Source organism: Jejuia pallidilutea (assembly GCF_002973595.1).
GTDB classification, from domain to species: Bacteria; Bacteroidota; Bacteroidia; order Flavobacteriales; family Flavobacteriaceae; genus Jejuia; species Jejuia pallidilutea.
In genome coordinates this window covers 1-13,280 of sequence record NZ_PVEO01000018.1, presented here as the reverse complement: position 1 = coordinate 13,280, position 13,280 = coordinate 1, and the positions used below count along the sequence as shown (strand labels likewise).

The window sequence follows — 13,280 nt, the reverse complement described above, 5'->3', positions numbered from 1 at the left end:
ACCTAACTTTATACACAATAAAAAACCAGAGAAGCTAGATTCTCCGGCTTAATTAATTATCTTATAACCTGTCAACCTATTTTAGGACGACTCATCAGAACGAACTTTTGGCAGTGCTTAATTTTTGATATTTAAACTAGCTTTTGGCAAAGCTGAAAGTCCGCGTTATTATTTTTTTTAAGTCCGATGTCTTAAAAATCAGTTACGATGTTATCAAATCCGACGCTTTAATTTCTAGGTAAATCCTAAAAGTCCGATGCAGGTTTTGTTGCTTTTTTAACTTGCGCATAACGGTCTCGTATAACCGTCAGTTACGGGATTAAAGATAATGATTTTCGGTTAAGAACTGACGTTAGCAATTCCGAGTGGATTCGGACGTAGTCGAATCCGCCGTAATTGCGGTTATACATTGTTGTAAAACGTTTTTTTATTCAGTTGTATTATTTCTATAAATTCTTCTGGTGTCACATTTAATTCCGAGATATTAATTTTTTGTATTCCAGATGATATTGTTCCAATGATTATTTTTTTCTCCATTGAATTATCTCCTTTACCTCTTATAATTCCGTAATCTAAGATATTATTCCAATGTAAGGTTTTTTCTTTTTGATGAATACCGTTTTCATCTATAGTTATTATTGTTTTATACTTATGATACAAAGCTTTGTAGAAGAAGTAAACAGATAAAATAAGCATTATTAAAATTCCAATTATATTGGTAGAATTTAAATCCCAACTAAATCCATTTTTATAATTTCCGTATAATAGCATTACAATGATTACTCCAATCATAACTAGAATTTGTTTGTCATAATTTTTGTCTCTTTTAAATTCTAATCCGTGAGTTTTTTCTTTTGTTAAATACTTTCTATTTCGATTCTTTTTTGGTTTTTCAAACTCTCTTTCGCTGAAGAAGCTCTCCAATTTTGTTGTTGCATAATTCTCATTTATTTCTGTTTCAAAACGGTTTTTGATTTTCTCTAATTCCAGTCTATCAATTTTGAAATTAGTACAGTTTTTTTCAAACTCCGCAATTTTACCAGTCAGACTACAAATCAGTCCGTCTTTTAATGAAGACTTTCTGTTTGTACAGATTTTACAAAAAGATAAATGATACTCTCTATTCACTATTTTTTTTGTCAAATGTTTTACAACGTGTTTGTGTATGGTTAGTTGCGTGGTTAAGCAACTAATTTAGTAAACAAAAACGAACGCGAGAAAATTCCGAAGGAATTTTCGTAAGTAAGCACTTAAAAAGCAATTAATTATACACGTTGTTGTAAAACGTTTTTTATTCCGTTTTCAAATTCCGTTGTTAGTTTATTCACTTTTCTTCTATTCGCAAACCAATGAAATGGTGATGGACTTGAAAAAAGTCCAAACGAAATACAATTCACAAGAATATCTTTTTCGTCATACAGTATTGTCATTTGTTTTCCCCAATCAGTTCCTGAATCTTGCCAAGAAAAATTGATTATTGATATTTGTTGATTATTAGCTGAAATATTCCATTCATTTTTTTCCGCAATCTTTTTAATCAGATTTGAGTTTTTTCCTCTCGATATTCCTTTAATCCGCTTTAATTTATAAACATTAAAAATCGAATAAATCATAAAGCCTCCAATTACTAATGTAAAAATTAGAAACACAATAGAAAGTCCAATTGGTTCGTCTTTTTTTAAATTCGAATTGAATTCCATTATCGCTATAAATGGAAACATTCCAACAATCATTAATGGAAGTAAATATTCAAATATTTTTTCCAAAATCCATTGTCTCGTAATCAACTTTCCAGATGTTTTAGATTTCGATATGTCGATTGGAATTCTGCTCATTTAAATGTTTTACAACGGTCTGGTGTATGGCTCGTTGCGGAAAATCAGCTATGATTTTCCGCCGTAACCGAAAGATAGCAAATTGCAATGAATTCAGATTAGGAATTCAGCCGCAATGAGCTATACACGTTGTTGTAACACGTTTTTATTCAGGTTTACATTGATTTACGAAATAGTTTCCGTATGCTGTTATATGAAAATCATCTGAACTATTGTAATAGGCTGAAATATCCAAATCTAAATCGACTGACTGCGTATTATCTTCTTCGTCCTCATTTAAATCCGCTGAAGTTGAGCCGTTATCGATTTCGATTTCAGGTTCTTCATATCTTAATAAGCCAAGTGCTTCTAAATTATCAATATATATTTTAGCAAACTCTTTATTTAATTCAAAGTGCTTTTTCACGTTACGAAAGCTAATTGTTATATCATTCAGTTTAATATCTTTTTCAGTGTATTTTTTTCTTGCGTAAGGACTTTTCATTAAGCGAGCTAATTCCATTTGACGTTTTACATAAAAATCCTCGTGTATGAAATCTAAAATTTGTGCTTCTAAAGACGAAAGAGAAGATAGAGTGTTAATTAGTCGTGGTTCAAGTCCATTTTCTGGTGTTGTGGCAATATTAGAAATCAAATTTGCCCATTTGTCTTGCAACAATTCATCTTCTTCTACCGATGATTTTTCAATTAAAGGGACTAATGTTTTTAAATTCAGCTCGTTAGGTTCCAATCCGTTTTTGTCAAGTATCTCTCTCGTTTTATTGAAAATTTTGACTTGATTTTTCCATCGTCGAAATCGAACTTTATCAGCAAATAATTCTCCAAATTCTGTTATTGATGGACCCAATAATTTCGACATAAACTTTTCAGTCTTGTCAAGTATTTGCTTTGGTAAGTTAAGTCCCTCAATTACTTCTTTCATCAATTTCGTTTTGGTTGGTCAAATGTGTTACAACGTTCTCGGGTATGAAACGTAGGGCATTTCGGAGCTGCGCACTTGTCCACCGAGACAAAGCTTGCTAAGAACCTGAAACTTGCAGAAACCAACGTCCGCCCTATGTTTTATACCCATTGTTGTAGGCAGTTTTTATTTTTTTTAATCCGTGTCTGTAATATCAATTATCGTTACGGTAAAATTTCTTTTGTCAAAAAGCATGGTCGAATAATCCCAAGCTATGTCGAAGAACCATTCAGCATTCTTGATTGCAAAGTCGAATAATTGAACTTCTTCAAATCGGTTGTCAAATTCACTTTTAATAAAGTTTGTCACTACTTCCCAAGCTTCTTTTTGATTGATTTTTTTATAAGCTCCGCCTTGTCCTAGAATTCTAGCGAGTCGACCTGGTAAATCGTACATGTCAGTCCAACTTTTCGTAATTTGGATTTCAGGTTTTGATTTGATTTCCAAGTCGTTTCTGTAATCACTTAAGTTTTTGTGTCGCAAAGTCTTTTTGACAAAATCAATCTCGTCAAGACGATTTCGTGAAGCAAACCAATTAAAATGGTCATTGCTGCTTACTTGATATCTATGTAGTTGAATTCCACCGTTCACATGAGTTTGACCGATTTTTTCAATTAAGACTTCGGTAGAGCTTGTCCAATTTTCAACTCTTTCAAATTTCGTTTTAGTCCATAGTCCGACAAGCTGAATTTGACTAGGTCGCTCTTGTTCCCAATTTATTTCTAATTCGTCCATGTTTGTCGTTCTTCAAATTGCCTACAACGTGTTTGTGTATGGTTAGTTGCGTGTTTCAGCAACTAATTTAGTAAACAAAAATGAACGCGAGAAAATTCCGAAGGAATTTTCAAATAAGCAACGACCAAAGCAATTAATTATACACGTTGTTGTGCATAGTTTTTTTATTCATTCCACAGTCGATTCATATAATCTTTGTCGGAATCATTTGTTATATAATATGTCCAATTCGATTCGTCAGCGATTAGAAAATTAAATGTGACGAATTCTTTCTTTTTTCTATTTTCGAAAACAATTAATTTATACTGATAATTTGGATGAAATATTGAGTCCAAAATTCCATCTCGATAATCGGAAACTTTGCTTTTATTCCAGTCTTTTACAAATCGTTCAGTTTTATTTTGGTTAAGCTTTATTCTCTTGTTTGGGTCAATTCCAGAAACCATAATAATTGAGTCAACCTTTTCAATATCAATTTCAGACTTATGAGATTTTAATTCCGTTATTTCTTTGTCACAGATGTTAAGTATCAAATACTGTCCATTTTTCGGCTCAAATCGAAAGTTACAAGAGTCCAATTTATAACCGCTACTTGCAATATATTCTCCGTTCTTTTTCAAGTCAAGAGGATAATAATGTGGTCCAGCCCAACCAAGACATTTATTTTCAATTATTTCATATTCATTTATTGTCCAAGTGTTACTTATTTCGCAGTCAGCTCCAAAAGCTTCTCCGATTGTCTTTAATGCAAAATATCCACCACCTAAAATTAGGACTATCAATATTGAAATTATTATCAAGGCTATTTTTAGTCCTCTACTCATTTTCTCAAATTATGCACAACGGTCTAGTGTATGATTTCGTTGCGTGTTTAAGCACTAAAGTTAGCAAATAAATCACAGATAGAAAGTCCGCGAGGACTTTCGTAAGTAGGCTATAACTAGCAATGAATTATACACATTGTTGTAGGTAGTTGTTTAAAAAAATTTATTCGTATTCCTGTATTTCAATGTGAAAGGATTTAAAATAGGGTTTAAAAGACTTCTTTCGGCAACTGGTCTACCTAATAATGTTATTCGTAAATCTTCTTTTTCTTTCCAATCTATTGCTATAGGAACTCTGTTTAAGTGTTTATATATTTTTATCAATTGTGGTGAACCTCCAATATCTGAAAACTTATCATCTGTTTGACCTTCAAGCAACATTTCAGATAGAACTTGTAAAGGTTCAAAATTCAGAGAACCTTCCATTAAATTTTCATTTTCCTTTAGCTTCTCAATTAGTCTTTTTTTTGCTTCTCCAACATAATCTCCAATAAACACAACTTTTTTATCTCCGCTAACACCTCTCCAAAATTTTATTTGATGTGATGTGAATTTTTTATCTCCTTTTTGGTAAACTATTTTCCAAATTTTAAACTCACTTTTTTCCCAGTTGTAACCTGCGAAAAGAAATTCTATTTCAGGTAATTCATAATCGCTCTTATATTTGAGCATATCATTCATTATTTTGACTACTAAACCTTTAAAAACTCCAATTCTTTGAAAACGACTTTTAATTTTTGGATTTGTGTCAATTGTGTTTTTTATCTGAATTAGCATTGGATAAGCAAAAGTCGTATCTCCTGCAAAACACATTGCACAATCTGTTCTGGAAAATGTAAAAATTTTCGGATTACAATCCCAAGAACCAAATGACCTTAATCGACTATCTGTAGCTATTAAAAGTTCTTCAGCATCTTTATTTTTTCTCAACCAAGCTGTACATAAAGTCATTTCTATATCGTTTTATTCTGGTTTAAGTTAGAGTGGTTAATTACCTACAACGGTCTGGTGTATGGAAAGTTGCGTGCTTGTGTGCGAAGATTTTCCGAAGGAAAATCAGATGCAAGCAAGCAAAGCAACTAACATTGGTTTAGTATAAAACTAGCAATTTTTTATACACGGTGTTGTGTTTTCGTTGTTTTTTTTCTTACAGTTTTGGTCGGTCATTTTTTTTGCGTTTCGCTAATCAGTCCGCCGCAACAGTTGCGCACTGCTTTGGTCAGTCAGATGTTTTTGATTTTTACTCCGCAAACAAGCTAAAAGTCCGGTGTTTTATTTGCGTTTGGGTAAAATCCGTTGCGCAATATTTGAAATTCCGCAATATGATTTTTCTGTTTTTACTTTCTTAAAATTCTAAAAAAAATTCGAAAATTAAACTAGGTTTTTTTTCGAATCGAGTGCGTTCCGCAATGAAACACAACGGTAACGTATAAGAATAGTAGCGGATTTTATGCACTTACTTTTCGGTTTGTTACTGTCGTTTGATTTATAAAATTCATTTTCGTTTAAGCGATTAAACCGCTATTATTTTTATACAATGTTGTACGCTGGCTTTTTTTAATTTATGTTGTACTGAACGTCCAACCATCGCAAATAATAAGGGTCAGAAATACTCTCTTTAACTCGTTTTTTAACTGCATTATTTGTTCTTACTTTTTCTGAATTCAAAACAGAACAAAGAACTAAAAACTTCGAAAGGGGATAAGGTCTTTGTTTGTTTTGAGGAAACAAGTAAAAATTCAAACGACTATTGGTGTTGTTTAACTCAGAAAAGGTCAAAATTTGATTAGCTAAGGTCACAGTATTTGTGATTCCTGACGAAATCTGGTTGTAAAGTAGTTTCTCAACTTTTACATTATTTGAAATAAGAAGTCTTGACAGTATTGCTGTAACTTGTCTTCTTAAGAATGTATCAGTTTGCCAAAGGTTTTTATACTTATCTACAAACCTGTATAAATCTTCTGGATGATTATATTTAGCCTTAAACCATAGCAAACAATAAAAATCCGACGGTAATGTACGCTTAAATGAGAATGCTGTAATTTTTCCCTCAAACTTTTTTAGAAATGCTTTTGATTTATCGTTTACTGGAATTTCCCAATTAGTAACAAGGTTGCATAACTGGTAAAGAGACAAATCATCGAAAATGTCAATGGTATTAAGGATTTCAAGTACAACTTCAGATGACTTTTTTAAATAACCAATATTTGACAAGTACATAAGTAAATGACTCCTTAATCCTGGATGTTCGATGTACTTTTCAGTTAGGATTGACAATAAGGATTTTGAATGTAGTTTGCTGTATGTAGTTATATATCTTTTGGCAATTTTATCCCAATACTTAGCTCCTCTATCTTTAAAATGTTTTTTAAATCGCTTATGCAGTTCAGAGCAAACTTTTTTGTATTCCGTATCGGTTTTCTTTGTCTTTTCGATACTGTCAATGTATCTGTTAGCTTCTATTTGAAAGTGATAAAATCCTTGTTCTTCGTCATAAATGTCTGTTTTTGCGAGGTTTAATGCAAGACCTCTTGTTTTAAGCATATCCGATACGGAACTTATGGTTTCTATCGCCTCTTTTTTTGAATCAACTCCAATGACAATATCATCCATCCATCTCGTGAAACTATTGTCCGTTTTCTGTTTAATTACTTCATCTACTTCAAACAGAAATGAGTGTGCTAAAAGTCTTATTCCCTCAATGTTGGTCGTTGGTAGTCCTCGTTTCGTGTATGGAAGGTAATCAGGTTTCCAAGCTATCTCTTGAATTATTCGAAAAAGTAGGTCAACTAAAACCTCGTCAATTTTGCTGTAACTGGTAAATACTTTTCTTAATTCCTCTAAGTCAATACTGTCGTAGTAATTTGAGAGGTCAGTTACAACTATTAATTCCTTGTCATCTTGAAAATGATAAATCTGTTTTTGTAGTTTTTTCCATTGTTGCCTCCAAGTCATTCCATACTCTTTAACTTCGTGAGGAAAAGCCATATTATGCTTGTCTCGTGAATAAAAAGCATTTTCTGATGGTTGGTTTGACAGAATTTTATCGGCTATGTTTTCGACTAAAGTTTGTAAAACTACCGCATCACTTGGCTGTGGAATAACCAAATGTCGGCAAACACCAAACTTCTTCTCTATACGATATATTAATGGCTGTGAAACTTTATACGTTCCATTCAAAATTTCATTTCTGATTGCAAGAGCTCGTTCCTCAATGTTGAAATTGAAATCGTAATGGTCGTAAAGGTCTCTTAAATCAAGGCTCCTAAGCTGATTTTTAACTATGTTTCTCCAAACATCAGTCAGCTTTTTTTTCTCAAAGATTTTTGAGAGAGTTGCTTTCCTTAGTTTGTTGAATCTTTCTGTTTGCATTTAGTTTTTTCAGCTTGCGTACAACGGTCTTGTATATGGCTCGTAGCGTGCAAATTAGCGATGACTATTCGGTTAAGCACGAGCCGAATTTTTTAATTTTCTTATTATCTTTTTTTATCAATAAGCCAAATTAAAAAATTTGGCGGACTTGCAAATATACCTTAACTTCGATTAAACAACTAACTAGCTATGAGCTATATACGTTGTTGTAGGTAGTTTTTATTCCCAAGTTGATTTTAACTTATCGAATATTTCATCTATTTCTTTGTCGATTTCTTTTGATAAATTCTCTTTGACTCTGTCTATTGCTTTTCCCGAATTATACCAAACGACTGGATTTATTTTAAAAGCTATTTTCTTGATGTCTTTTTCTAATTCAGTTTGAGTATCAGTAAACATATTAGGTTTAATAATTTCCATAACAAGTTTAGAACTCTTCTTAATTTCTTGAGCATCATTCGGATTTTGATATTCCAACATTTTCATCCAACTCTCCATCTGCTCAAATCTTTCTAAAATAGATGATTTTCCGTTCAAATAATAAGCTGTAATAGGGTCAATTTCCGCTAAAGAAAGAATTGAGTTCTTATAATCGTTTTCAATTTCATTTAGTTCGGAAAGCAATCTTGGTTTTAGATAATTAGTGACTAAATCTGAAAAAATTTGGTCGATATATGTTTCCGTTTCAATCGTTTGTTCGTTGTTCGGAATATAGGATTTGACTTTATTACTAATTTTTGTCGTAAACGAATCGAAATCACTTTTACTGAATAAATGATACGTTTCTAATAAATTGAAAAGGACAAATCTTAATGTTTTTTTTTGGTCAGAACGTACTTTAAACCATTGACCAATCTGGTTCAAAAACCAACCGACAACAATTCCGACAATCGAAAATATAAAGCCATAAAGTATTTTGTCAAATTCTTCCAAAGGTGTTTTTTTAAATTACCTACAACGGTTTTGTATATGATACGTTGCGTGGTTTAGCACGTAATTTAGCAAATAAAAACCGAATAGAAAATCCGCGAGGATTTTCGTAAGTAGGCTCTCACTAGCAATGGATTATATACGTTGTTGGCAACTGGCTTTTTATGGTCGAATGAAATCATAATTTCCATTTATTTCGTTCACATTCCAAGTCAGTTTAGGCAATTCTATATTTTTATTAAATTCTATTATTGTCAAAGATTGTAGTTTGTCAAACTTGTAATTCGTTTGAATTCGTGTATTTGATAAAAAGTAACTTCCTTGAATAAATTCTCCTTTTTCCTTTATTATTTTTTCTAGTTCTTTCGAGTTTGTTTTTACATAAAATTCTCTTGAGTCTGCAAATCCAGGTTTTAGTTTTAATTCCACAATTCCGTTACTTTTCAAAACTGCGTCCACAAAAACTGTTCTCGAATAATCTTTGTCCATTCGGTCCAAAAAAATGAAAACAAAAAATCCAAGAGCAAACAGAATAGAAGTCAATTGAAATTTTATTCTATTCTCCGTTTTGTCTGTTAAATAAATAATTGACAATGGAATTAAACTCAAAAAGATTAAATAGGGAAGTAGCAGAACTAAAATCAAAATACTGTTCTGGAAATCAAAAGTTAAATATTTTCCGACTTCGTTTGTTAGTAAAATGCTATATGAAATCGAAGTCAGTAAGTTCAATAAAATTCCGAATTTCGATTTTGCGAATACCAAAATTAGAGAAACAAATAACATTGGATAAAGCAATAAATAAAAGTCAGTCGTATTGTCAATTCCATATGCAAAAACAGTTACAGTTTGGGACAGAAAACTAATCAATCCGACAATTGTCAGAATGATTATTATTAATCGGATTTTTTTCTGTTTTTCCGTCTGTTTCATTTTTGTTCAGCTTGTTGCCAACGTGTTTGTGTATGGTTAGTTGCGTGGTTAAGCAACTAATTTAGCAAACTTTTACGAACCCGAGAAAATTCCGCAGGAATTTTCGTAAGTAAGCACTTAAAAAGCAATTAATTATACACGTTGTTGTAAAACGTTTTTTATTCCGTTTTCAAATTCCGTTGTTAGTTTATTCACTTTTCTTCTATTCGCAAACCAATGAAATGGTGATGGACTTGAAAAAAGTCCAAACGAAATACAATTCACAAGAATATCTTTTTCGTCATACAGTATTGTCATTTGTTTTCCCCAATCAGTTCCTGAATCTTGCCAAGAAAAATTGATTATTGATATTTGTTGATTATTAGCTGAAATATTCCATTCATTTTTTTCCGCAATCTTTTTAATCAGATTTGAGTTTTTTCCTCTCGATATTCCTTTAATCCGCTTTAATTTATAAACATTAAAAATCGAATAAATCATAAAGCCTCCAATTACTAATGTAAAAATTAGAAACACAATAGAAAGTCCAATTGGTTCGTCTTTTTTTAAATTCGAATTGAATTCCATTATCGCTATAAATGGAAACATTCCAACAATCATTAATGGAAGTAAATATTCAAATATTTTTTCCAAAATCCATTGTCTCGTAATCAACTTTCCAGATGTTTTAGATTTCGATATGTCGATTGGAATTCTGCTCATTCAAATGTTTTACAACGTGTTTGTGTATGGTTAGTTGCGTGTTTCAGCAACTAATTTAGCAAACATTCACGAGCCAGAGAAAATTCCAAAGGAATTTTCCGAGTAGACCTGAACCAAGCAATTAATTATACACGTTGTTGCCATTTCGTTGTTTTATTTTCTCAAATTTAAAAATCCAATTATAATTAGCGGAATACTAAAAGGTATCATATATGCTAATAGTTTTTTGTCAGGAATATAAATCCATAATAGAGTAGTGGAAATCACAAAAATTATTGTTTCTCCATAAATACTTTTCAGTTCGTATTTTTTAAAAAGAGCACCTATTGTTACAGGAATAATTGTGCCTAAAGAAATTCCTGAAATCATAATTCCAGAGATATATAGTCCAGTTTCTATTCCATTTGTAAAACTCACAATTATAAACAAGGGAATAACCCAAAGAAACCAAAAGTTAGTTTTTAAAACTGACTTTAGTTTGTTCCGATTAATTTCCACTTTATTCATAGTTTTTCAATTCCTTTTGAGTGAGCAATTCCACAACTTGCTAAATTCCGTATTCAGGTCGGTTTTTTTTGTTTTCAATTCAGATTCAGATTCCGCAAACAAGCTAAAAAGTCAGACGTGATTTTTGGTCAGTATCTGATTTATATTCCAGCGTACTTTTAAAAATTCCGTAATATGATTTTTCGTTTTTACTTTCTTAAAATTCAAAAAAAAATCGAAAACATAACTACTTTTTTTTCCGTTCATAGCGCGTTCAGCAATGAATGGCAACGGTCTCGTATAACCGTCAGTTACGGGTTAATATGCGTTAATTTTCGGTTTAGAACTGACGCTCGCAATTCCGAGTGGATTCGGACGTAGTCGAATCCGCCGTAATTGCTGTTATACATTGTTGGCAATAGTTATTTTTCCAATTTATTAGTTGTGGCTACTTCTCTGTGTAATTTCCATTTCCCATCATTCTTGTCCTTTTTTAGTATAGCCAAGAAAGTATCCTCAATTTCTACTGATTCACCTTGTTCATTGGTGTAATAAACAGAGCTTGTTCCAAAGTCATATGCTATACTGTCACTTACAATAATTGTTTCTTTAGGTTTCATAATTAAACTGTCGTAACTAAAAGAGCCAACGGGTTCATTTCGTAAACGTTTATATTCTTCCCAAGTTCCACAAATAGGGGTTAATGATATTATATCTTTAGTACCAAAATTTCTTAAATCAGCATAGCGTTTTTCTTTAATGGCTAATTGAAATCCGCTCCGAGTCTCTTCAATAGAAGCTAATTCAGCTTGAATATCAATCTCGTTTACATCTGTCGCTTTGATTTCCGATTTACTATTTTTTTCATTGCAAGAAATCAAAAATAATGTCAAAAGGATGAGTATTACATTTTTCATTTTATTTTTGGATTTACGGTTACTTTCTAATTATTGCCAACGTGTTTGTGTATGGTTAGTTGCGTGTTTAAGTAACTAATTTAGTAAACAAAAACGAACGCGAGAAAATTCCGCAGGAATTTTCGTAAGTAAGCACGTAAAAAGCAATTAATTATACACGGTGTTAGCATACGTTTTTATATTTCAGCGTACATAAATTCAACTTTCTCTAATTCAATTCCGCTTTTGGTTTTCTTTAATTTCATTCGATAATTACTATTTCCAACGTATCTAATAATATCTACTGCTTTATCAGATTTTGGTTTTTGTGAAATCCGCAATCTATATTCCGTTTTATTTATCCGAACGAATTCCGCAATTCTATATTCAAATTTTAATTCCGAATCTTCTTTTAATTTGAATGTAAAATGAGTTCCGTTCAGATTGTTTTTCAGAAATTCTACGTCAATTAATTCAGGAATCATTTCCGTGTTTTCAATCGTGATTTCATTCCCATATTTGTCCGTAAAACTAAATTCAGAAGTTTGAGCTTTAAATCCGAATGAAACTCCGATAAAAATCAGAATTAATGTCAATTTCGATATTTTGTTTTTAAGTTCCAATGTTTCTCTTAAATGTATGCTAACGGTCTCGGCTATGAGTAGTTGCGTGGTTTAGCACTTAACTTTGCAAGTACACACTTAGCTGAAAATCCGCTAGGATTTTCAGAAGTAGGCGAGAACAAGCAATTACTTATAGCCATTGTTGTGTGCTGGCTTTTTTATTCCATAATGTTCCAACCAAGCCAGCGGTTCAGTCAGATTATGTTTATTAAATTCTAAATGTATTACTCGTCTTTTCTTTCCGTTTGTCGTTCTATTCGAAGCGTGTAAAGTCAGAGGTTTCATTAACATTGCTCCACCTTTTTCTACTTCACAAACAAATTCGTTCCCTAAATTCCAATCTTTCGAGTCAGCACGAACTATTCCGTTTAAGTGAGATTTCGGAATTACTTTTAACGCTCCATTATTCTTGTCCGTTTTGTCTAAATGAATTCGGATTGTTATTGTGTCTTGTAAAATCTCAATTGGTGGTTGAACTCCGTATTGTCCTTTTTTAAAAGTCCAATTCACGTAATTTTCCAAATCAGCTTTTTTGTCAACTGAAATGCTCAAATCTTGGTGATAAGCAACAAACCAATTCGATTCGCTAGGTTTGTCAAAATAAATAGCTTTTGTCAAGAAATATTCAGATTCAGAAAGGTCAGCAATTAATGCAGTCAGTTTTTTGTTGAACAATAAATCACTCAATTCAGGCACATTTTTGATTAATTGCCTAATAGCAAACAAGTCCTTTGTTTTCATAAACGAATTTCCGTCCTGTTCAGCATTTCCGATACAAGCTAAAATTTCGCTTATTTCGATGTCAGAATACAAGTCAGATAAAACGGAAAATCCATTTTCTTCAAGTTCTATTTTGTTTCTTGCGTAGTTCATTTTTCAGCTTGCACACAACGGTCTAGTGTATGATTTCGTTGCGTGTTAAAGGACTAAAGTTAGTAAATAATCACGGATAGAAAATTCCAGCGGAATTTTCGTAAGTAAGC

Annotated in this window: 14 protein-coding genes; all 14 read right to left on the bottom strand. The window is 31.9% G+C overall.

The window, feature by feature from the left end; translation table 11 throughout:
* Positions 1–402: 402 nt before the first annotated feature.
* Positions 403–1,143 carry a hypothetical protein gene (locus tag CLV33_RS17090; protein WP_146109768.1) on the bottom strand — a complete coding sequence of 247 codons (741 nt, stop codon included), beginning with the start codon at positions 1,141–1,143 and terminating at the stop codon, positions 403–405.
* 122 nt (positions 1,144–1,265) lie between these two features.
* Positions 1,266–1,835, bottom strand: a complete 570-nt coding sequence (locus CLV33_RS17085) for a hypothetical protein (protein WP_105474893.1) — start codon at positions 1,833–1,835, stop codon at positions 1,266–1,268.
* A 145-nt stretch (positions 1,836–1,980) separates the two neighbouring features.
* Complete coding sequence (locus CLV33_RS17080; RefSeq protein ID WP_105474900.1) at positions 1,981–2,757, bottom strand: Abi-alpha family protein; 777 nt, start codon at positions 2,755–2,757, stop codon at positions 1,981–1,983.
* A 174-nt stretch (positions 2,758–2,931) separates the two neighbouring features.
* The gene (locus CLV33_RS17075) at positions 2,932–3,531 is read right to left on the bottom strand and encodes a hypothetical protein (protein ID WP_105474899.1); all 600 of its coding nucleotides are present in this window, start codon (positions 3,529–3,531) and stop codon (positions 2,932–2,934) included.
* Between the two features lie 164 nt (positions 3,532–3,695).
* The gene (locus CLV33_RS17070; protein WP_105474898.1) at positions 3,696–4,355 is read right to left on the bottom strand and encodes a hypothetical protein; all 660 of its coding nucleotides are present in this window, start codon (positions 4,353–4,355) and stop codon (positions 3,696–3,698) included.
* A 153-nt stretch (positions 4,356–4,508) separates the two neighbouring features.
* Positions 4,509–5,306 carry a hypothetical protein gene (locus CLV33_RS17065; protein ID WP_105474897.1) on the bottom strand — a complete coding sequence of 266 codons (798 nt, stop codon included), beginning with the start codon at positions 5,304–5,306 and terminating at the stop codon, positions 4,509–4,511.
* Positions 5,307–5,912: 606 nt separating this feature from the next.
* Positions 5,913–7,727 (bottom strand): RNA-directed DNA polymerase, encoded by a 1,815-nt coding sequence (locus CLV33_RS17060; protein WP_105474896.1) that lies wholly within the window; start codon positions 7,725–7,727, stop codon positions 5,913–5,915.
* 219 nt (positions 7,728–7,946) lie between these two features.
* Entirely contained in the window at positions 7,947–8,660 is a 714-nt protein-coding gene (locus tag CLV33_RS17055; RefSeq protein ID WP_105474895.1) for a hypothetical protein, read from the bottom strand.
* Between the two features lie 159 nt (positions 8,661–8,819).
* Positions 8,820–9,590 carry a hypothetical protein gene (locus CLV33_RS17050; RefSeq protein ID WP_105474894.1) on the bottom strand — a complete coding sequence of 257 codons (771 nt, stop codon included), beginning with the start codon at positions 9,588–9,590 and terminating at the stop codon, positions 8,820–8,822.
* Positions 9,591–9,722: 132 nt separating this feature from the next.
* On the bottom strand, positions 9,723–10,292 hold the full coding sequence (locus CLV33_RS17045) for a hypothetical protein (protein ID WP_105474893.1): 570 nt from the start codon (positions 10,290–10,292) through the stop codon (positions 9,723–9,725).
* Positions 10,293–10,445: 153 nt separating this feature from the next.
* Entirely contained in the window at positions 10,446–10,799 is a 354-nt protein-coding gene (locus tag CLV33_RS17040; RefSeq protein ID WP_105474892.1) for a hypothetical protein, read from the bottom strand.
* Between the two features lie 401 nt (positions 10,800–11,200).
* Positions 11,201–11,695, bottom strand: a complete 495-nt coding sequence (locus tag CLV33_RS17035) for a Cif family virulence factor (RefSeq protein ID WP_146109767.1) — start codon at positions 11,693–11,695, stop codon at positions 11,201–11,203.
* 176 nt (positions 11,696–11,871) lie between these two features.
* A complete protein-coding gene (locus tag CLV33_RS17030; protein ID WP_146109766.1) occupies positions 11,872–12,270 on the bottom strand; it encodes a hypothetical protein in 399 nt (132 codons plus the stop codon).
* A gap of 153 nt (positions 12,271–12,423) precedes the next feature.
* Positions 12,424–13,170 carry a phytanoyl-CoA dioxygenase family protein gene (locus CLV33_RS17025; protein WP_105474889.1) on the bottom strand — a complete coding sequence of 249 codons (747 nt, stop codon included), beginning with the start codon at positions 13,168–13,170 and terminating at the stop codon, positions 12,424–12,426.
* Between the last annotated feature and the right edge of the window lie 110 nt (positions 13,171–13,280).

Coding starts and splice junctions, on each gene's coding strand:
- CLV33_RS17085 (WP_105474893.1), bottom strand. CDS start 1,835: ATGAGCAGAATTCCAATCGACATATCGAAATCTAAAACATCTGGAAAG.
- CLV33_RS17080 (WP_105474900.1), bottom strand. CDS start 2,757: ATGAAAGAAGTAATTGAGGGACTTAACTTACCAAAGCAAATACTTGAC.
- CLV33_RS17075 (WP_105474899.1), bottom strand. CDS start 3,531: ATGGACGAATTAGAAATAAATTGGGAACAAGAGCGACCTAGTCAAATT.
- CLV33_RS17070 (WP_105474898.1), bottom strand. CDS start 4,355: ATGAGTAGAGGACTAAAAATAGCCTTGATAATAATTTCAATATTGATA.
- CLV33_RS17065 (WP_105474897.1), bottom strand. CDS start 5,306: ATGACTTTATGTACAGCTTGGTTGAGAAAAAATAAAGATGCTGAAGAA.
- CLV33_RS17060 (WP_105474896.1), bottom strand. CDS start 7,727: ATGCAAACAGAAAGATTCAACAAACTAAGGAAAGCAACTCTCTCAAAA.
- CLV33_RS17050 (WP_105474894.1), bottom strand. CDS start 9,590: ATGAAACAGACGGAAAAACAGAAAAAAATCCGATTAATAATAATCATT.
- CLV33_RS17045 (WP_105474893.1), bottom strand. CDS start 10,292: ATGAGCAGAATTCCAATCGACATATCGAAATCTAAAACATCTGGAAAG.
- CLV33_RS17040 (WP_105474892.1), bottom strand. CDS start 10,799: ATGAATAAAGTGGAAATTAATCGGAACAAACTAAAGTCAGTTTTAAAA.
- CLV33_RS17035 (WP_146109767.1), bottom strand. CDS start 11,695: ATGAAAAATGTAATACTCATCCTTTTGACATTATTTTTGATTTCTTGC.
- CLV33_RS17025 (WP_105474889.1), bottom strand. CDS start 13,170: ATGAACTACGCAAGAAACAAAATAGAACTTGAAGAAAATGGATTTTCC.